Annotated in this window: 12 protein-coding genes; 5 read left to right on the forward strand and 7 right to left on the reverse strand. The window is 39.0% G+C overall.

Translation table 11 applies throughout. From position 1 onward, the window contains the following. The first annotated feature begins 902 nt into the window (after positions 1-902). Positions 903-1859, forward strand: coding sequence for an Npun_R2479 family HD domain-containing metalloprotein (locus F6K18_RS26920; RefSeq protein ID WP_287525368.1), 957 nt, complete (start codon positions 903-905; stop codon positions 1857-1859). A 2252-nt stretch (positions 1860-4111) separates the two neighbouring features. After that, on the forward strand, positions 4112-6199 hold the full coding sequence (gene ligA / locus F6K18_RS26925) for an NAD-dependent DNA ligase LigA (protein WP_287525370.1): 2088 nt from the start codon (positions 4112-4114) through the stop codon (positions 6197-6199). Between the two features lie 675 nt (positions 6200-6874). Here the strand turns inward: ligA and F6K18_RS26930 are convergent. Continuing rightward, on the reverse strand, positions 6875-7576 hold the full coding sequence (locus tag F6K18_RS26930) for a response regulator transcription factor (RefSeq protein WP_287525372.1): 702 nt from the start codon (positions 7574-7576) through the stop codon (positions 6875-6877). A gap of 652 nt (positions 7577-8228) precedes the next feature. Here F6K18_RS26930 and F6K18_RS26935 point away from each other — a divergent pair. Further along, positions 8229-8351: a hypothetical protein gene (locus F6K18_RS26935; protein WP_275670435.1), complete on the forward strand. Its 123-nt coding sequence runs from the start codon at positions 8229-8231 to the stop codon at positions 8349-8351. Between the two features lie 861 nt (positions 8352-9212). On the opposite strand, the gene F6K18_RS26940 is transcribed toward F6K18_RS26935, so the two are convergent. Continuing rightward, positions 9213-10883 carry a DUF3352 domain-containing protein gene (locus tag F6K18_RS26940; protein ID WP_287525373.1) on the reverse strand — a complete coding sequence of 557 codons (1671 nt, stop codon included), beginning with the start codon at positions 10881-10883 and terminating at the stop codon, positions 9213-9215. A 500-nt stretch (positions 10884-11383) separates the two neighbouring features. Then, positions 11384-13486, reverse strand: a complete 2103-nt coding sequence (locus F6K18_RS26945) for an ATP-binding protein (RefSeq protein ID WP_287525374.1) — start codon at positions 13484-13486, stop codon at positions 11384-11386. Positions 13487-14024: 538 nt separating this feature from the next. Between F6K18_RS26945 and F6K18_RS26950 the strand changes: the two genes are divergently transcribed. After that, a complete protein-coding gene (locus F6K18_RS26950; RefSeq protein ID WP_287525376.1) occupies positions 14025-14453 on the forward strand; it encodes a XisH family protein in 429 nt (142 codons plus the stop codon). Continuing rightward, complete coding sequence (locus F6K18_RS26955) at positions 14429-14776, forward strand: XisI protein (protein WP_287525377.1); 348 nt, start codon at positions 14429-14431, stop codon at positions 14774-14776. The genes F6K18_RS26950 and F6K18_RS26955 overlap by 25 nt, the downstream gene beginning before the upstream one ends. Here the strand turns inward: F6K18_RS26955 and F6K18_RS26960 are convergent. The 4 genes from F6K18_RS26960 to F6K18_RS26970 form a co-directional block, all read right to left on the reverse strand. Beyond that, positions 14676-15134 (reverse strand): XisI protein, encoded by a 459-nt coding sequence (locus tag F6K18_RS26960; protein WP_353735187.1) that lies wholly within the window; start codon positions 15132-15134, stop codon positions 14676-14678. The two genes, F6K18_RS26955 and F6K18_RS26960, sit on opposite strands and share 101 nt — an antisense overlap. Continuing rightward, positions 15122-15349 (reverse strand): element excision factor XisH family protein, encoded by a 228-nt coding sequence (locus tag F6K18_RS36905; RefSeq protein ID WP_353735189.1) that lies wholly within the window; start codon positions 15347-15349, stop codon positions 15122-15124. The genes F6K18_RS26960 and F6K18_RS36905 overlap by 13 nt, the downstream gene beginning before the upstream one ends. A 217-nt stretch (positions 15350-15566) precedes the next feature. Then, entirely contained in the window at positions 15567-16061 is a 495-nt protein-coding gene (locus F6K18_RS26965; protein ID WP_287525378.1) for a hypothetical protein, read from the reverse strand. A gap of 86 nt (positions 16062-16147) precedes the next feature. Continuing rightward, positions 16148-21286: a DUF4157 domain-containing protein gene (locus F6K18_RS26970; protein WP_287525379.1), complete on the reverse strand. Its 5139-nt coding sequence runs from the start codon at positions 21284-21286 to the stop codon at positions 16148-16150. Between the last annotated feature and the right edge of the window lie 10 nt (positions 21287-21296).

The following is a 21296-nucleotide window of genomic DNA, read 5'->3' on the forward strand; positions in this document are numbered from 1 at the left end:
ACTTTCTATGTAATCTATTACCTTTTGTCTTATATCTAAACTATAAGTCATTACTTTAAACTACTCTCAATTCTATTTGAAAATTTTACTCTGTTTTTGTCTCATCCTTAAGTTAAACGACTATATTTTTTAAAGAGGATATTGGGGTACTTTCAGATTGGCGAGATTTACTAGTCAGGAGTCGTGATTTTTAATTCCTATGGATCTAAGACCTTTAGCAAATAAGTCATCATATTTGCTGGTCTTAAGTTTGATTGCCCACTAATTTATTCTTACTCCTGTCTTGTGTCTTCTGATTCATTCTAGTTTATACCAAATCCGATTATTAAAGATGATCAGATTTAACCCTCTCCTCATCTTCCCTATACCCTGTCTCCCCATTTATATAAAAGGATACTCTATAAACTGAATTTAGTATTATATAGCAGTCTGAGGTGTTGTTAATAGACATCTGGTAAAAATCAAAAATAAAATCAATTCTTATCCATAAATTATCAATTATTCCCCTCCTGGGAGGGGTTCGGGGTGGGTTCCCTGTTGCTTTCCGGAGCTGTTGCCTGTTGCCTCTTTTCTGGAGATGTCTAATAGTTACTCCCTTATTGAATCAATTAAGTTTGCCTATTTTATAAGATTAAAGGACTCTTCTAAAGGTCTATTCCTATTTCTGATGAATCTCAATGTCCTTATTTGAGAAATTATTTTGGCGAAGCCATAGATTTCTGCTAATTTTAAACTAAGTCGATAATAATAATCAAAGCTAAAAAAATTATTTTTTGGTATTCAGACTTACAAGTAATGAGAAAAGCTAGTGAATCATGAATTTATGAATTGACAAATTAATAGCTAATGACATAGATCAAGCTATTAGAATAATACTTAATACTGGAGTGCAAATAAATATAATGTTAAATGCAACAGAAATATTAATAAATGCTTTCGTAAAAGAGTTACAAGCAGGTTACCATCGTACTTATGGTGGTTTTAAGCCAAACTATCCAGAAATTATTGCCTGGGCAGGAAATATGGCTCTGGAAAATATTGCTAATTGTGATGCTTTATATCACAACGTTGAACATACAATGTTAGTTACTCTTGTTGGGCAAGAAATTTTGCGGGGTAAGCACATTCGTGAAGGTGGGGTGTCTCCCGAAGATTGGTTACATTATATTATTTCATTATTGTGCCACGATATTGGTTATGTTAAAGGAGTTTGCCGAAAGGACCAAGAATTATTAAGTTTATATGCTACAGGAATCAATGATGGAATGGTTTCTTTGGCAGATGGTGCTACTTCAGCTAGTCTTACTCCTTATCATGTGGATCGAGGTAAATTGGTAATAGATGAACGTTTTGGTGGTCATCGACTAATTGATGCAGATCAAATTAAACGTAATATTGAACTAACTCGTTTTCCTATTCCTAAGGCAGAAACTCATCAAGATAGAAATAATTTTTCTGGATTATCAAGAGCAGCAGATTTAATCGGTCAATTAAGCGACCCTAATTATTTGCTGAAAATTGGTGCTTTATTCTATGAATTTGAAGAAGTTGGCACTAATAAGGTTTTGGGTTATAAATCTCCAGCGGATCTAAGACGTAGCTATGCAAAATTTTATTGGGATGGGGTTTATCCTTATATTCCGGCAGCTATTAATTATTTAGAATTGACTCAAAGTGGTAAACAAATTATTGCTAATCTCTACGCAAATGTGTTTCAGGTAGAACATGAACCAAAGGAAAAAACTAATGGTACAAAATTACTAGATGCCAAGAATAAAAGTTACACGAATGGAGATATTCCCAAAACAACACCAGTGAATAAAAAAAAATTTAGTGAATTTTTAGGCTTGAATTTATAACTATAAAAAATAGGATTTTCACAAAAAAACTATCAATCAATATAATTAATTTATGTAATTTAATTTAGATGTGATTTTAGTTAGTTTGCACGATGGTAAGTCACTGGTATAGAATCCAATCTAAGATTTGATAAATAACCACAATACATAATTTAGTTATAGCTTTTGAAAAGACATTGGAATTAAGCTTTAGGTCAAAGATTAGATTTGTTAAATAGAACCAGATGTTAATTGAGTTATTAGTTAACAGTTAACAGTACCTGCTGCAATAGGGAAGCTAGAAGATGCATAATTTTCTTTTTTATCCCCTCTTAAAATGCTTTTATCCCCTCTTAAAATCCTATCCCTTATACGAAACTCCTGAAAACTTTGTGGGGAGTGTGGGGAGAGTGGGGAGTAATATTATGTTTGGATAATCAGTTATAAATAAAATTTAAGGACTGAGAGTACTGACGGTACCAAAGAAATACTGAAATTATCAATACTATTCTCCAATATTTCCTCTTTTTCTCCTTTTTTTCCTCCTGAATCCTGACTCTTGACTCCTGAGGACTCACAACATTTATTTATAAGTATTCAACCGAATATGATATAAGAATCTTGTCTACAGTTCTCAAAAAAATGTATTTTTCAATATACTTTTCTCTGGAAAAAGACTCTAAAAGACTTACACATAACTTGTCTATTTTATCAAGTTTTATGTTGATAAAAATGTGGGTAATGGATAGCTTAAAAGGGGAGGGTTGAGAACTTTTTTTTCGCTCAAATTGACCTTTGCTCATTCATTTAATGTTCTATATATAGGTTAAATTTACAGTCAACCAGACATTCATTTCCAATCAGTAGAATTAAAACAGAATAAGAAACTATTTATTAAATACAAATAATTTTATTTTAAAGTACAATAAAATCCTCTCATAAGATTAGATAAGTATTGGCGATGTTAGTTAATTTCTCATACCATTTATTTGTAATAATGCACTTAATAATTGTTGCTGATACTTTATCAAACTGATTTGATCATATTTTTTTAAGTACAACTTCATGGAGAAATGGTATAACAAAAAAAGTAAATTTTTTGGTAGACCAACATTTAAAAAGTCAGATAAATGAAAATCACTAATTTTTACTAGAGTTAATCATCTCAAGACTGCAATTACAGCGCTTTTCTATTTAACTAGACTACAAAATTATTTTGGTTTAGGGAGTAGGGAGCACGGAGCAGGATAATACTTTGCTAACTGTGGCCTATCTATTTGAAAAATGCTATAAGTTTGACAGTAAACAAATAATTATTAGTAGATTTGGGGATTTTCTAGTAATAGTTTATATACCTATTTAATATCGTTTTACTATCAAGAATACAGCTATAACTAAACAAACTGAGAACCTATAATATATCTCATTTACAGCGGTTTTAATTTCGGTAGACCACAGTAGGGAGTAGAGTCGGGAGGTTCCATAAACGTCCCTATAGGGCGCATGATTGTGACGATGTGGTTGATTAATATGAAAAGCGCTGTATAGTAAAAATACTGGATAATTAGGGCTTGCTGATTAAATATAAAAGCATTGACATATAAAGACAAGTGCCTTTTTGGGAACGAAAAAAGTGCGCCTGTTTCAGTCTAAAACGCTCAAAAAGTTAGTATTTTAGGCGCATAGTTGGGCAGAAAAATCATTCTTACAATTCTTACTCCTACTTCCTCGCTCCCGATCCATTTCTCCTGTCTCCTGTCTCCTGTCTCCTGTCTCCTACCCCTACTAAAATACTTTTGAGCGCAAACCCTAATTATGCTTTTTAGCTTGTATCTGATAGCTATTTTAAAGCAGCAAAACTGAAGAGCTAAAACACTTTAAATTTATTGATGAGATTTATTTAAAGATGTAAAAAAGCACTTTTACTTTATGTCTAAAGAGGAATTATATCGTCAAAGTTAGATAAATTTTTAACTCAATATAGGTTCTTCTACTTATTTGATTTTCAGGAGTAAAACCATTTCTTGTGGATTAATACTATACATCAATTTTTGTATCAACTAATTGTAGGGGGAGAACTTCCGCAACACTTCTACGCACTCGTTTATTCCTCTTGGTATATAGCAGTCAAAGGAAAGGGCGCGGACATATCAAAAGCTTAAAACTCAGACAACGTAAGATTTTTCTTTTTTCCTTCTGCTATAACAAAAAAAAATCAAATAAATATTGGTATTGAGAATACGATCAAAATATTGGGTCTAAGGAGAAAAAACATGGCAAAGTTAACACCAGAATTAGAGCAGCATGCTCAACAATTGAGGCAGAAACTTCAAGAAGCTGGCTATGCTTACTATGTGCTTGATAACCCTATTATGGAAGATACTGTTTACGACCGCCTAATTCGAGAATTACAAGAATTAGAAACCCAATATCCTCAATTAATTGTTCCAGATAGTCCTACCCAAAGAGTGGGAGAAAAACCAGCAACTAAATTTATATCAATTGAACATAATATTCCTCTTTATAGTCTGGAAAATGCTTTTAATATTGAGGAATTAAAAAATTGGCAAGAACGTTGGCAACGTCAAATAGAAATCGATCCCCATCCTGATACGGTAGATTATGTTTGTGAACTAAAAATTGACGGTTCTGCTTTAGCTCTAACTTATGAAAATGGTTTATTAGTCAGAGGTGCTACTCGTGGAGATGGAATTACAGGAGAAGATATTACTCAAAATGTCAAAACAATTAAAAGTATTCCCTTGAAACTGAAAATAGATAATCCACCCTCAATAATAGAAGTTCGAGGTGAGGCTTTTTTATCAATTAATGTATTTGAAAGTATCAACATAGAAAGAGAAAAAATAGGAGAACCACCATTTGCTAATCCTCGTAATTCAGCAGCAGGTACTTTGCGACAATTAGATTCAAAAATAGTTGCTCAACGCCGACTAGATTTTTTCGCTTATACACTTTATATAAAATCTGAAATTAACTCAGAATTATCTAAATTTTCTACCCAATGGCAATATTTAGAATTACTACAAAAACTAGGTTTTAAAGTTAATCCTCATCGCCAAATTTGCTCATCTTTAAATGATGTTCAAAAATACTATCAATATTGGGATACTGAACGGAAAAATTTGCCCTATTTAACCGATGGAGTTGTAGTTAAACTTAATTCCTTGCCACTACAAAAAAAATTAGGATTTACTCAAAAATTTCCTCGGTGGGCGATCGCTCTTAAATATCCTGCTGAAGAAGTCCCGACCATTGTCGAAGCAGTCACAATTAAAGTGGGCCGTACTGGGGCACTTACCCCTGTGGCAGAATTAAAATCTGTCCAGTTAGCAGGTACAACAGTACAAAGAGCGTCTCTACATAATAGCGATCGCCTCGCGGAACTAAATCTACATATTGGAGATACTGCAATAGTCCGCAAAGCAGGAGAAATTATTCCAGAAGTAGTACGAGTTTTGCCAGAACTACGTCCCACAAATGCTCAACTATTTCAAATGCCTACTCACTGTCCAGAATGCGGTCAACCTGCGGTCAAACCTACTGATGAGGCAATAATGAGATGTATCAACTCTTCATGTCCTGCTATTCTTCGGGGTTCTTTGGTACATTGGGCATCTAGAGGTGCTCTGGATATTCATGGTTTGGGGGAAAAATTAGTACAGCAGATGGTCAATAGTGGTTTAGTTGAGTCGGTGGCCGATCTATATGATTTAACTGTCAAAAGTTTGACTTCCCTCGAACGAATGGGACAAAAGTCGGCAAGTAAATTGGTGGATGCGATCGCTAGTTCCAAAAGCAAATCTTGGCCACGGGTGCTTTATGGTTTGGGTATTCGTCATGTGGGTAGCGTAAATGCAGAGTTATTAACTCAGAAGTTTTCCAATGTAGGACAGTTGGCACAGGCAAAGGCGACAGATATTGAAGCAGTCTATGGAATTGGTCCAGAAATTGCTCAATCAGTTGAACAGTGGTTTCAGGTTTCAGCTAATCAGAAGTTGGTAGAACGTCTGAGTAATGCTGGAGTGGTGATGGATGTAAGAACAGATACGGGCAATGTGGCAAAAGAGCAAAGTGCATTTTTAGCAGGCAAAACTTTTGTGTTAACGGGAACTTTACCAACCTTGAAGCGGGATGAGGCAAAGAGTTTGATTGAAACTGCTGGTGGTAAGGTGACAAGTACGGTGAGTTCTAAGACTGATTTTGTTGTGGTAGGAAAAGATCCAGGTTCTAAGTTACAGAAGGCCGAAAAGTTGGGGATCGACCAGTTGAGTGAAGCACAGTTATTGGGAATTTTGGAGAGTTTCGACTTAGTTAACAATTTGCGCAATTTATCGACATAATACGATAGTTCTCACAGGCAAGTAGTAACGAGGGTGACGCTTTGTATCTTCTGCACTAATCCCTGCTTCAGCATTTCTGGGGTGTCTATATAGTATAGACGTAGACCTATCCTGAAATCCCGCTTCCTACGCTAAAACGGCGTAGTAAGGGTTTGAGGACTTTTTTAGTTATGTTAATTGACAAAGACTTAAATGTAAGTATAGAGTGTAGAGATGCGGTTGGCTTGACCGTTAATGCCTGTGGATGAGTAACCGCCGACGGCCTCAGCAGTTTGCGTAGCATTCCGTAGGAAAGCAGGAAGTCAACATCAATTTGTCGCATCGATGTGACGCTTTGTATCAGTTTTATGAAGCAGCGGTAGGTTGTAAGTTAGGTAAGCGAAAAATCATTATAGATTTTATATTCCCTCACAGGAGTGCGCATTCCCTCTCTTGGTCGGCATTCCCATGGCGAGGAGACCTCGCCGGGTTCCGACTGCTTGCGTCTATCGCACCCCGCGGGGTCGCACCGCTGTTCCCTGTTTCCTTTGACAAAAATTGGATGTATGGTTGAGATGCAAAACAGCTTTTTATAATTAAAGTCCTTTTTAATGAAAATCATTAAGAATTATGATATAGAATATTACCAAGGAAGCAGAATAGAAAGAATTTAGTTACTCCTGTATAAAATCATCTTTATACTGGTGCTTCAAACTTATAGCCAACTTTAATAATAGTTTTTATATACTCAAAATCACAACCACAACTTTTTATTTTCTTGCGAATCTGACTAATATGCACATCACAAACTTTTGCGGTGCCAAACCAATGACTATCTTCACCCTTAAATACTTGATCGCACAATTCAGAGCGACTCCAAACATATCCTGGTTGATTAGCCATACAAAATAATAAATTAAATTGTAGATTAGTTAGAGAAACAATTTTATGCTGAAATCTTACTTCTTTTTCAACATTATTTATTACTAAATCCCCAAATACAAGCCGTTCTAATTTTCTCGGAGAAAGTAACCTTTGACGTTTCAATATTGCTTTAAGACGAGCATTCAGTTCTACTAAACTAAATGGTTTTGTGAGATAATCATCAGCACCTAACTGAAAAGCTCGGACTTTAGCTACTTCATCACATAGACTGCTCAACATCAGTACCAACACATCATTGTAACTCTGCATTTCCTGACAAAGTTCAAACCCAGTAGTATCTGGTAGATTTATATCCAAAACAACTAAGTTTGGTTGAAATTCTTTAAATAAAACAAAAGCTGTTTTACCATCTTCTGCGGACTCTACTTGATATTCTTGGTTAGTTAAAAAACGATGAACTAAAATTCTGATTGCCTGGTCATCATCAACTACAAGAATTTTATCAGATGCCATATTAACAACGCTCCTAATTTTTCCACAGGTACATTACCAGTTTAACTCCTACGACAATTATCGCAAACTAACCTAATAGACATCTCCTATCATAAAAAATAAAATCAATTATCACACAGAAATTATCAATTCTTTCCCTCTACTGCCTACTGCCTACTGCCTCTTTTCTGGAGATGTCTAATAAGTCTAAAAAATGTAATTTTTCAGATTTATAATATGGCACATCATTTATATTATGTTAGAACTTTGTTGGATGAAAGTCGCGATCGCAGCAACCCCCTCCTTGGGGTAAATAACAGCTTGACATAATCTATGATTATCTAGTACCTGGACTTTTGAAAAAAAATGAAGTAAAATAGTCTCAAGTTATTATATAATCTTGTTTTTACCTCAAAAGGCTAGCTGATCAAAGAAACAACCTTGTCTGCCTGACCACCATGGTTTGAAAAGTGGTGTCAAAAATTCGAGGATTTATGGAAAATTCAGGGTCAAAAAAAAGGGTTTCGTTATTACTTAGCAGTACTACTTGGAGAAAGTAAACGGAAAAATATAGCTCCAATGACCAACAATCTCCTTGGTGCTTCATATCATAACATATTGTCAGAAACATTGATAATCATGCTACTAGGATTAAAAACTGAACTGTGCCCAATTGAAGAAGGAGACAGGAGACAGGAGACAGGAGACAGGAGGAAAATTACATGGGGATTCGCTCCCCCAAGTAATTTTGAACACCCCCGTTGACGGTGGGGTATTAAACCCACAAAGAAAATGATAATCGGCAAAAAACCTAACTAGCTAAACACGCGCTGTGTAGTTTGCTGGCGCAAAGCTTTCCTATCGGAATGCTACCGCAAACGCTAACGTCACGCTTGGAATTGGGGATTATGGTTGACTAGAAACATCCTTAATCACAATTCCAATAATCCTGAGAGTAAGCTGAAATTTCCTACTGCTATCGATTTGCATAAACTATTAGTAGCAATGGTTAAACCTAACAACTGTACCTAGAATTAAGTATCTAAAACAGCACCTCAATATGCTTTAAGGTATTTATCATCAGCTTGGAAACGTTGCTTTAACAAAGTGTCGGGAGTGCCTATATTTAAGAAAAAAGGTAGGGATGATGGTTTTCCTACCGAATGCTACGCAAACACTCTAGATGTGTCAATATCGGTAGGTTTTAATCATATAAAACTGCCCCGAATTTGGATGGATTAAAACTTATGAAGTTTTACCAGATAATATCATATCATGTCCGGATAATTAGTTATAAAAAAACTTTCTCCTTCTTCTCCTGTTGTTCTTCTTTATTACCTCTTTCCTCCTGACTCCTGACTCCTGAATCCTGACTCCTCCGTAGTTATTTATTTATCACTGTTTAACCGGACATGATATAAAATCACGCTTCTTCACTCTCAACTGGTGAGGTATTTCCTGGTGCTAAATCTTATAGAAAGTTAGAAGCTAAACTCTCTCAGTTGCAATATTTAAACCGACATAAAACTAAGTTCTCTAGCAATTGGAAAAAGGCTCAACTATAGCTGGAATCTGCTGTATGTTGGGTTTCATTCTTCAACCCAACCTACGCCTGTAGCAAGATTCTATGTCACAGATTACTTTTGACTCTTGACTTCTAAAACTCCTGTTTTTTCAATTTGACAAAAATATCATAATTAGTTGTACGATTATTACTTACAATAGACGTCACTCCAATAGATTCCATACCATCTATCCAAACTTTTTGATTTGGAGGTAGTTGCGGAATAGAAAGATTTTGAGGATTGAAACTTTTACTAATATCAAGGAAAAAATTACCGTTAAAAGATTCTGACTCTGGTGGTAAACTTTTTTGTAATACCGCACTTTCAGCCATAGAAGTTGTTGGCGCGGGTAAAATTTGATTCTCTACAGAACCTCCTAATGTAAAAAATGCCACATTCCCATTCAACCAACCACGAATTACGGTAAAACCACCAAATGGTGAAGTCCACTTAACAACAGCTTCTCCACTGGCAACAGCTTCACCTACCTCAAATTCTTGGTTTTTCATGGCCTCATCCAACTTTTTCAGTGACTCCTCCGCAGCACGGCGATCGCTTGTTTTGACCATAAAGACAAACCCCGCAGCAAATTTATTTAACTCATCCTTACTTTTAGGGATAGGCAGCAAAGACAAAGAATATTCTCCTGCCATCCAGTTGAGAAAATCTTCTTCTAAATTCATACCAGTTGTATTCTTAACAGCTTGACGCAATGTTTCTGGGTTAATCGGAGCTACTGGGTTAGCTGCTGCATTTTTGACATAATCAGACCACATTTTCTGTAAATTACTGCCAGATATCATCATCAAAGCATTTCCCGGAATTCGATTTAACATTTCCATAGCTTTGTTTTCTACGGTAAACTTTTTCTGACTATTAGGTTTTAGCCAAGAAATAGCTTTTAAATTTATACCTTCAGGAACTAAATTGATGCTAGCTGCCACTCCTTGGTTATCCTCAAGTTGTTTGAGATTTTCCTCAGAAACAGGAGTAATAGATTTACTAGAACTATAAGCAGCAGCAACAGGAATATTCACATATACCAAACCAAAGGGTGAAGGAGTTTCCAGTTTCTTGATCGCTTCTGTATAACCAGGAACTTTTGCCAGAGACTCGTCTCCTTTATAAATATCGATCGCCTGATTTATTGAAGTCTGGGAGTCAGTAATTACTAAATACTGATTCCCCAATGCTGCAGCAGAAATATCTTGCTTGGGCACTCCTTCCGTTTCTGTGATTTCAATACCTCTATAAGTACGTTTAACTAATTGACCTTTTTGAAGAGAGCGTGGTCGGTCTAAAACTTGTTTGGCCTTAACTGGATCGGCGATCGGCAAGACCACCACAGTTGCTTGTTGAGCTGGAGGTGGAGGAGGAGAGTCGGGAGAAGTAGAGTTAGCGGGTTCTAGAGTTTGCTTGCGCAATAAAGCAATCATTATTTCCTCTCCTACCCAAGGTTGAATATCTCGTTGATAGTTATAACCATAAGTCGTGAGAAAGCGATCGCGCAGTTGCCCCAATAGATTTTTAAAAGCAGTTTGAGATTCTGGTGTGCCAAACTGTTGCAGTTTTTCCCATTGACTGGGGTTACTAGAGACAGAAATAGTCATCATTGCATCTTTGGCCACAACTTCAGCACCTACTGGCAAATTATCTGCTGTTTCTTTGGAAGCTACTATAATGTAGCCAGCGACACTACCAATAATCATTAATACGGTTGCCCCTAGTAAGGTTAAGGGTAAGGTTTTATCTTGTTTTTTCATTTTTAATTAAAATAGGAAGTAAGGAATAGGAGTTGGCAAGAGGTAATAATATTTGTATCAAAATATTTATTCAAATGGTATTTATAGATATATACAAAAATAATTTGCTATAAATTCAAAATTATATCAAGACTTATCCATAAACGCTATTGGTAGGGTGTGTTAGCGGTATCTTAACTGAGCAAAACCCTATATCTATTGTCAGCGCGTAAGTTCCGATATAGGCCCAGTAGGGTGTGCTTTGCTGTCGCATAACTCCGTTAACGCTCCACGACATGTTTGCGGAGTATGACCATAGGAAAAAGCGGTAGTGTAACGCACAAAACCCTATATCTATTGTCAGTGCGTAAGTCCCGATATAATTATTCAAGATAGGGAGTAGAGGAGATGGGAGCAAATTTCAACCTTTTTCCCTATTCTCTAACTGAACCTCCTGACTTATGACTTTTGAATTATGACTTTTGACTTCTATGATATTGTTTATTGTAATTTAACGCTTATCACCCTGTGAGGACATTGTCCCATACCTTACCCATTTTCTGATACTCACGCCTAATTCCTTGTAAAAGATGTTCCATCATTACTGCACTGTCAGCTTCAGCAGCGAGGAAAGCAGCAGCTAAGGCAATATTTTTAATATTCCCACCACTCAATTTAAACTGCCTTGCCAAAAAATCAAAATCTATATCTGGTGACAAGGGGATTTCCTCAGTCCAAATTCCTTCCCAAATCTGCCGACGACTTGCTTCATCTGGTGAGGGAAAGTGAACGGTAAATGCTAACCTACGCACGAATGCTTCATCTAAATTTTGACGCAGATTTGTTGTCAGAATTGATATACCTTCATATTCCTCCATCTTCTGCAATAGATAGCCAATTTCAATATTGGCGTAGCGGTCATGGGAATCTCGAACTTCAGAACGCTTGCCAAATAAAGCATCTGCTTCGTCAAACAGCAGGATGGCGTTAGCTGTTTCCGCAGCTAGAAAAATGCGGTTCAGATTTTTCTCTGTCTCCCCAATGTATTTACTGACAACCTGGGATAAATCAATCTTGTATAACTCAAGCTGTAGTTCATTGGCGATAACTTCCGCAGCCATTGTTTTGCCTGTACCCGGTGGACCAGAAAATAGTACATTTAAACCTTTACCAATGGATAGCTTGCGGTGAAAACCCCACTTATCATAAACGATATGACGATATTTCGCTTGATTGCAAATTTCTTTGAGTTGAGCAACTGCATCGGTTGGTAAAATAATGTCTTGCCAATTATACTTAGAGCTAACTTTGCGCGCTAACTCAGTTAAATTATTACCAGATTGCTCGCGAGCTGCTACTAATAGGTCATTTAGAGTAGGCTTAATTGTACTGTTTAATGGCAACTCCTCAAATTCTGAAACAGCAACCCACAAAGCTTGATTAGAAGCATTTTTAACTGCACTAGCTATTTGATCTGAACTCAAACGAAAACGATTAGCAAGGGTATCCAGTTGGCGATCGCTAAGTACAATTCCTTTGGATTCCAAATTCGCTTGCCAGTGGATACGACGTTGGGAAAAATCAGGGTTAGGAAAAGGCACAGTAATCACACCTTTAGTCTCGAAAGTTACTACCCACGACTCTACTCCCGATAAGATGACCACATCTTTTACCTCAGCTAGTCTATCAAGTAAGTTTTTATATGATAGATGCTGCTCTTTGGTTTGTAGCGCATCTAAATTTTCCAGATAGAGGATAGCATTGTGAAAACAAGCTTCACGAAACAATAATTTGAGCAGTTGGTCAAAGTTTTCCTTAATTGCTAAAGCTTGAGCTAAGTCGGCAATCAATAACTGCCTGTTAAGTTGAGCTGCCAGAGCGATCGCTCCACGACGTTTTTCAGCAGGGTGCAAACCAGAGAAATAGATAAGTAAAGGTTGATGTATATTTTGAGCTTGTACGATTAGCTTAGGAAGTATCCGCTTGATTTCATCCCGAATGGGGAATTTTTCCTCAACAGCAGGATGAGTTAATAATTGACACCATAATCCTAAACGCGGTTCAAGTCCCTTTTGGTTTAAGAGAAAATGGATAACTTGGTCGTCCAGTTTTAGATAATACGATAATATTGGTGGCTTAACCTGATGGGGGTCAGGAATTAAGTGAAGTAAGCCGTGTTTGATTAAGGGTGCATCAGGAGCCAAATGGACTCGTTGCAGCAGTTTTGCTTCAGGAGAGGGACATAGTAAATTTAAGGCTAAATCAACACTAGGTCGCTTGCGAGTCACATCATCTTGAAGATAAGCGTACAGGCGATCGTAACGCAAATCAATTTCTGGAGCTAGGGCAATGAGCATCAAGTCCAAGTCAAATTCAGACAAATTGAAAGTTTGTTTTAACCAGTTTAATGGTATACTATTAATTTTAGTAGATTCAGTATCTACTGCAAATAAAGGTATTCCTGGTTGACGATCTAGGAGTTGGTTGACCTCATCGGGATCGATACGAAGACCTCGATAAGGGTCGTTAGCTGCTTGGGAACCGTAGATAGTTTCTGCTTTGATAACTGCTGTTTCTAGTAGTTTATCTAGTTTTTCTAAGGCGGAGAATATATCTTTAAACATGGGGAATACTATAAAAGTCTAAGGTGGTTGCTATGGGACTTATAATAAATACTATGGAATTCGGCATTGCTGAATTAAGGTATGAAAGTAGGTTTATAGGGAACAGGGAACACTTAACTGGGAACAGGGAACAGTTAATATTAACGGCATTGCTGAATTAAGGTATGAAAGTAGGTTTATAGGGAACAGGGAACACTTAACTGGGAACAGGGAACAGTTAATATTAACAAGTAGTTCAAACCATCCAAAATAAAAAATCCCAAATACAAAATTATCAAATCATACCCACCAGTCAGCAACGCCATATTAACAAGTAGTTCAAACCATCCAAAATAAAAAATCCCAAATACAAAATTATCAAATCATACCCACCAGTCAGCAACGCCTGGAATTCTTGCAGAAGTGGAGCCATGAGTAAGAAAATTTACAAAAAGCGGATGCGACCCTACGTCGCCGAAAGACGCACCTGGTAGCGCACCAAGAAAAGTACAGAAAATGATTGCTGTTTAACTTTTGTAAGAGGTCTAATAAATTCTCGATGCCTGCTAAAGATTTTCATCATGATACTGTCAAAACTGCCTTAATCAAGGATGGTTGGATTATTACTGATGATCCACTGATTCTCAAAATTGGTACTCGCAATGCCTTTGTTGATTTGGGTGCTGAAAAACTTATTGCTGCTGAAAGAGGTGCTACAAAAATAGCTGTGGAAGTAAAAACTTTTATTAGTCCTTCTCCTATTAACGATCTTGAAAAAGCATGGGGACAATTCTTTTTATATAGTAGAATCCTCAAGAAACGAGATCCTAATCGTCAAATATATCTTGCAGTTGAGCGCAATATCTTTGAAACTGTGTTTAAGGAGGAAGCTGGACAAATTTTGTTAGAAGAACCTGGTTTTCGTTTACTTGTTTTTGACGTAAAAATTGAGGAAATTATTCAATGGAAACCACAGATAAGTGTTTAGATCAATGGCGTGAAACCCTAGAAAATATTTTAAAGTATTACGCCAATCTTCCTTACCGTTATGGTGATGTGACAACTTCTGTCATTATTAGTGGCGATCGCAATCATTTTTTGCTGGTACATGAAGGTTGGGAAAATCATCGCCGTGTCTATGGTACTATTTTCCATGGTGAAGTCCGCGATGGTAAAATCTGGATTCACTACGACGGTATCGAAGATAGTATCACGGAGGAATTGGTTGCTTCAGGAGTACCGAAGGATAGGATTGTTCTGGCTTTTCATCCGCCCGATATTCGCGAACATACTGGGTATGGGGTTGCATAAAGTTTAACATCGTTATCTGAATCTCACTCACTGCAAAGTCAGTATATTGACGTACAGCAGGTTCTTGAAATGCTAGTACAATATCAGTCTTTGGTACTCCCAATTTGACGAGTTCGTTGGCAAAACCAATTTCAGTTCCATCATGATGTATCCAAATTTTAGCATTTTTGATGCTGAAATGTAGAACACAACCATACATTGGTTGGCGATTCTTCCAATCGGTATAGACAACTTGGTAATGGTCGTGGTCTGAGTCAAAAATTAAGGCAGCTTCAACATCTTCATCAGATGGACTTTTACTGGCATAATCACTCATAAGTTGTTTAATGTATTGGCGATACTGGATTATTTTTTCCATTCTAAAATCACCTCTTCAGATGGATCATAAACCAAGAGACTGAGCTGAAAACGCTTAACTACTGTTTGCACAAATGGTAGACTAAAGAAAGTCCTAAATGCCCCAACAGGTATTGCCAAAAACAGTTTGAAGTCAGGTTTCTCTTGTTCTAAAGCAACTTGATAATTTAAAAATTGCCCCAGAGCATTGTATAAGTTATCTATTTTGAAAACTATTTAGGGCTTGCTGAATAAGTCTACAAAGCGACTTGAGAGGCTACACAGCTTTACAAATCTCATTTTCACCGTTTGGTTCCCCAAGAAAACCCAGGGATTTCCCACAAAAGTGCAAGGTTTTTGAGCGACAAGATGCCAAAACCTTGCACTTGTTTGGTGAAAAAAGGCTTGAAAACCTTGTCGGGTATGCCTTCTACATTCATGCAGCAAGCCCTATTTACTCCGCATCATAGTCAGCTAAATCTGCACAGCGTTCTGGTGCAGTAAACTTAAGTAGTTCAACCAACTCTCCTAATGTTTCTAACTCAATCCCACAAAGGTACTCCCAACTCACATTTTCTGATGCTGGATCGGCAACATACTTAGAAATGATTTTAAGACTGTCGTCAATTGGAGCAATATAAAAGCAGCAGTTGTAAGACAGAAGTGAGGTGTTCTGGTAATCACTCATATAAAAGCCATAGAGATCTCCAAAAGTTGGATGTTTGTAATGCTTTGCTTGAAATAGTATTCGAGGTCGAAGCTGTGAAGCCATGCGTGCTGTACGTTCAATCTCAGTTTGGGATTTCCCAGGACGTCGCCCGAAACCAAGACTCATGGTTCGATCAGGAAGAATTTGAAAATACTCTCTGGCTTTCTTGTTTTTTTCTTCAACTACACAGTCTTCAAATTCAGTATACGTTGCTACTAAAGCCTCATATTCGGCTCTCATAAATCCCTGCATTAATTCAATGGCTTGTTTCATCATTATTATGTAACCGTTTCTTATTTCTCGTATGATTAAGTACAGATAAAAAACTATACTTTAGCTTTCTCTGTCAAAATTCGATAGTCAGGTCCAAGAAGGGTAGTCTGTTCACTATCTTCTAGACCACCAGGAATATAGGCTTTCCAGCTATACATTACCTCTAGCACACGCATTAAATTTTTGCTAACTTCGCCATTCTTAATCTTCTGTTTAATTTCCTTTTCTAGGGTTTGGATTGACGAATCCTTGGGAAACCAGTCCTGTTTTTCTATCTCTTGCAGAATATCCGGATCTGCAAGATTGCCAAACGTTATATCAACCCTTAAATCGAAACGAACATCATTAACACTAACACCATTCTTCTCTGCAAAATCTCGAATAGACTGCCCAATCGTGACCTCTGCATTCCTCATTTCTACTTTATTGTAGTAGTCGCTTGTGGTTGCAAGGTTTTGTCCATTAGCAAAGCCACTACCACCAAATTCATTAGCAATTAGATGGGCACGATTAAAACCATTATTCTTACTGAACCATGGTGAATCCTGAGTGACACCACGACCTGACATCATCTGTAGTCCTAGCCCTTCAATAGTATGTTTGAACTCACCAGGATTAATAGATACCTCAAAGTCTTGCCCCGCTTCAGTGCGGTATTTAATGCCATTGGGTGTGGGTTTAATATCTAGTGGCTTAAATCGACTGTGATCTGGAATTCTTTCTGTGGGTAAATCAAATCGCCCATAAGGATTTATGCTAACATCATAGTCAATTTTTTCAATCTTACCTTTTAGCTTTTGCTTATAATCTTCTCCAACTTCGTTGTTATAATCAACTCTACTTATTCCAGTGCTTTTAAGACTATTGATAGTGGGATATCCCAACTTATTAAGAAAATCTCCTCTCACACTATGCTCAACATCTCCATTGACAAAAGCGTAACTGTAGAAAGCTGTAGTATTAGCTCTTCGCTCACCTGGACTTGTAATAAAGTATGGCAATAACTGCTGATGAACAGCACTATTTCTCGTGAACGCAAATGCTTCAGTTTCAGTATTGTTTAATACATTAGAATTCCAAAGCGCTGGTGAATTTTCTTCTGCACCTAGCTTAACTTTAGTGATTTGTTTATCATACCAGCTTCGATGCACTTTCTCTGTATATTGTTCTGCATGACTGGGAAGTGCCTCTGCAATTTCAGCAAGTTTTTCTGTCGGATCTCCTCCAAATAGTTCAAATAAACTCTTGAGTATTTCTGCAAGACTTTGCTCTGCTTGCTCAGCCTGATCATCTGCTTGTGTAAATTCGGCAACAGCAGACTGATTTTCTGGGTTTTGCTCTGCTTCTCGTTTTTCCTCGACAGCTTCTTGCCCCTCTTCCTCTGCAATACCCAAGCGCTGACGAGCAGAACTCAGCAAAGATCTAGCATTTGATTTTTGATTATCTGAAAGTTCATCAATCTGTCCCTGCCACTCGTTGAGCTTAGCTGCAACATCTTCTGCTTCACTAGCCACCATGACAATAACATCAGTACCTTGAACATTGAGCCACAGTCTATGACTTTCGCCACCAGCAGCAAAATTAATTGTTTTACCAACCTCTCCATCACCTGATTGACTCTCGCCCTCTTGTTCTATTTCTGCGTCTCCGCTTAAACCCAGCGATCGCAACAATGCCCTCGCCCTTTCCACCAACCAAGCAATAACCCGTTCCAGAATACTCTCAACCCATTCTTGGAAACCGCGAATCGTATCCGCAACACGATCTGGCAAATTACCTAAACCAATTAAACCGGCAAAGAAATCAATTACAGGAACCAATAATCTTGCCAGTGACTGTTCAACCGCATTTGCCATACCGCTAACATTACCAGCAATAATATCCGCCATACCATTAACCACAGTTTCCACCAGGCTAAAGATGCGAGCTGCATTCTCAAAAATCCACTTTAGTACCTTATAAATGACTTCTATTGCTTGGGCGATCGCTCCCACGGGGTTAAACATAGCCAGCACCCGCACACTTACCTGAGCAATCAGGGTTTCGGTCAAGAAATCAATTGCCGATTGCATCACCATGTCCAGGATATTCTGGGGATCTAACTGTTCTTTAATCATCTCAAAAATTCCCTGGGGACCCATGGTAATTAAGTCAGCGATCAGTTCATAAGCTTGTTCAATTAAGGCAATATTTTCCTCCCCAATATGTCGAGCCAGCAAGCCCCGAATTCGCTCCCAGGTGATACCCATTAATTCCAAGAAGAAGGTAATAACACTCGATAGGGAAAAATCAGAGGGAATTTGTACTCCCACAGCTCCCATACCAGAAAATAGCCATTCTAGTAAGCCATCCAGTAGGTAGCTACCAATGTTGTCGAAAAACTGGGCAAATCCCTGACCAATGGCTGCCAATAGATTCTCGGCAAATCCCAAGGGATTGTCGGCAATATCGCCAATAACATCTCCAATGCGGTTTACCACTGCCCAGAAAGCAGAAGCTGCAATACCCACCAGTGCTAACAATCCTTCAATAATAAACTTAGCGGGATCTTCCAGGAATTGGTTAACCGCATTAACAACGCGCCCAATTAACCCTCCAGCAGCTTCACGCAACTGGTGAATTTCTTGACGTACCTCCTGTACAGATTGAGCTGCACGGTTAGCCAGATCACTGTTAAAGTTATCGCGGGTTGACATTACTTGCTGATGCAAGCCGTCGAGTTGAGCATTAAACCTTTCCTGTTCCGATGCTGCCCATTCTTGTAGTTCTGCTGGCAGATTGGTAAAGAGGTTATTAATCTCCTGACGGGCTTGATCTATCAGCGCTTCGCAGGTGGCAATTACCCCATTTACCTCTGCCGAAATTTCCCGGATCAGGTTACAAACTCCATCACCAAAAGCCTGTTCCGCTTCGTCGTATTCCTCCGTTACCCAGTCAGGTAAACCAGTAAGATAATCCACCACTGCCAGCAGCGTACTTTCGTGGCGCTCATCCACCCAGCGTTTTACCCGAGATAGACGTTGCCGAAACTGCCCAGAAAGAACAGCTACACCTGTTTCCCAGCGATTCATTGCTGTTTGAGATAAGGGCGTGAGGAGGGTATTAACTTGGTTTTGGGCATGGGCAAAAATTCCTTGAGCTTGGGCACTTATTTGGGTGCGCATTTGCTCTTCGGAACCCACCATTTCTGTCTGTTGGCTATGTACTCCGCCGACGGTGGATGCACGGGAGGTAGCTAGGGCATTAAGTGCTGCTTCCTGCAAAGCTGCCATATCAGAACTGGCATTGGCTAAAGCTTCTTGTTGCTCGGCAAGAACCTCTGCTGGATCTCGCTGGGCTGTTTCCTGAAGTTCTCCCTGAGCTGCCCTCGCTTCTGCAATGGGACCTGTTTCCACTAACTGGGCAGCTTCCGTATTCATCCCTGCCTCTTCCATGCGAGTTCCACTAGCAGCTACATCTGCATCGAGGGAAACTGCTTCTGGAGCTACAGGGTCAGGAACAGCAGCTTCAGCACCTATTTCTGGAGTTTCTACAGTTTCAGGGGGAACTTCCAGTTCTTGGGGTTGCTGTTGGGGAGTACCTTCAGGTTGCTGGTCTAGTTGGTCATAACTACTTTCGACTTGTTCTATGTTACTTTGAATGGATTGATTCAGTTCACCCCCTGCTTCCTGGGCAGCTTCTGTGGGGTCAGCATCCACGAGGGATTCTTCATCGGGGGGACGCTTACTGCGAATTGCTTGATAAATTCGCTGACACAGTGCCTCAATTTCAGGACTGGGTTGGGGACGTTCTCCTAGAGCTTCTACCAAAGCTTCCCCTGCACGAGCACTGGTTTCTGCTTCCGGTTCCGTCACTGCACCACGAGCGCTGGCAACATTCGCTTCAGCGTCAGGAAGTTCAGATTCGGCGACAGCAGCTCCAGCAGCATTACTCTGAACTTGCTCAAGACGACTTTGAGCCTCTTGTGAAAGTTCTGAGGGTGGCTCAGGCATGAGCAGTTCAACACCAACAGCACTTGTCTCGCCCATCGGTTGGGGGGTCGTAGATTCTTGAGGAGCTTCTGCACTCACAGATTCCGTAGTCTCCTCCATCATTTCTACTGGCGGAGCAACTGATGCCTCTGGAGATGTAGCTGGAATAGTACCTTCGGGGGCTTGAGTCGCAGTGGCTGGGGGCGATCCTGGTGTAGGAGATGGAGGTGCTGGGACTGGTAAAGATGTAGCTGGTGTGGGAGACGGAGGTTCTTGGACTGGTAAGGATGTAGCTGGTGTACGAGATGGAGGTGCTTGGACTAACGATGTTGGTGAACTAGTTACAGGTTCGTTCCCATTCATACCATCACGACGCTGAACCAGCATCCGGGCGGTGCTAGGCTGTTGCTGAATTGTATGGGTTAGTTCATGAGCTAATAAGGACTTACCTTTAGTGGTATGGGGTTCATAGTGGCCCGAACCAAAGAAGATGTCCTGACCCGTAGTGAAGGCTTGGGCATTCAATTCACTAGCAGCACTAGCCGCATGGGAATCAGTATGTAGTCTTACACTGCTAAAGTCATAGCCGAAGCGAGGTTCCATAAAGGCACGGGTAGACTTAGGTAAAGGTTGACCAGTACCCCGCCGAGACTGGATTTTGCTTTCTAAATGGGGGGATAGTGCTGGAGTTTGACTAGAAACGGCTTTAGCTTGAACTTTCTCGTCCTCGTCCTCAGACTGTCGTTGGAGCATTTGAACTTTCTCGTCCTCGTCCTCAGACTGTCTTTGGAGCATTTGGACTTTCTCGTCCTCCTCAGCCTGTCGTTGAAGCATTTGAACTTTCTCGTCTTCCTCCTCAGACTGTCGTTGAAGCATTTGAACTTTCTCGTCCTCGTCCTCAGACTGTCGTTGAACCAAGGGAGTAATGGGCTTGGCCTGAACCTCCTCCTCTTCCGTTTGACGCTGCACTTGTGGTGCTGGGGTACGCATTACAGTAGCAGCAACTTGGTCAGCTTCTTGTTCATAAATATCCCCAGGGGGACCAACCGTCATTTTAGTCTGAATCAGACGATTAACTGCCTGATTGCCCAGTTGTTGTTGGAGTTGCAGAATAGGGTGAACTGGGCTATAAATTGACAACGGTGGTTGAGTAACCGTTGAAACTCTTCCCTGATGGCTTGCTTCTGTTGTTTTACTTTTGGTTGTTAGTTGATTACCCATAAGGTTAACC

The sequence above is a fragment of the Okeania sp. SIO2C2 genome (genome assembly GCF_010692625.1).
Taxonomy (GTDB): Bacteria; Cyanobacteriota; Cyanobacteriia; order Cyanobacteriales; family Microcoleaceae; genus Okeania; species Okeania hirsuta.

Excerpts from the sequence above, each read along its gene's own strand:
- F6K18_RS26920 (WP_287525368.1), top strand. The coding sequence starts at position 903 with ATGTTAAATGCAACAGAAATATTAATAAATGCTTTCGTAAAAGAGTTA.
- ligA (WP_287525370.1), top strand. The coding sequence starts at position 4,112 with ATGGCAAAGTTAACACCAGAATTAGAGCAGCATGCTCAACAATTGAGG.
- F6K18_RS26930 (WP_287525372.1), bottom strand. The coding sequence starts at position 7,576 with ATGGCATCTGATAAAATTCTTGTAGTTGATGATGACCAGGCAATCAGA.
- F6K18_RS26940 (WP_287525373.1), bottom strand. The coding sequence starts at position 10,883 with ATGAAAAAACAAGATAAAACCTTACCCTTAACCTTACTAGGGGCAACC.
- F6K18_RS26945 (WP_287525374.1), bottom strand. The coding sequence starts at position 13,486 with ATGTTTAAAGATATATTCTCCGCCTTAGAAAAACTAGATAAACTACTA.
- F6K18_RS26950 (WP_287525376.1), top strand. The coding sequence starts at position 14,025 with ATGCCTGCTAAAGATTTTCATCATGATACTGTCAAAACTGCCTTAATC.
- F6K18_RS26955 (WP_287525377.1), top strand. The coding sequence starts at position 14,429 with ATGGAAACCACAGATAAGTGTTTAGATCAATGGCGTGAAACCCTAGAA.
- F6K18_RS26960 (WP_353735187.1), bottom strand. The coding sequence starts at position 15,134 with ATGGAAAAAATAATCCAGTATCGCCAATACATTAAACAACTTATGAGT.
- F6K18_RS26965 (WP_287525378.1), bottom strand. The coding sequence starts at position 16,061 with ATGAGAGCCGAATATGAGGCTTTAGTAGCAACGTATACTGAATTTGAA.
- F6K18_RS26970 (WP_287525379.1), bottom strand. The coding sequence starts at position 21,286 with ATGGGTAATCAACTAACAACCAAAAGTAAAACAACAGAAGCAAGCCAT.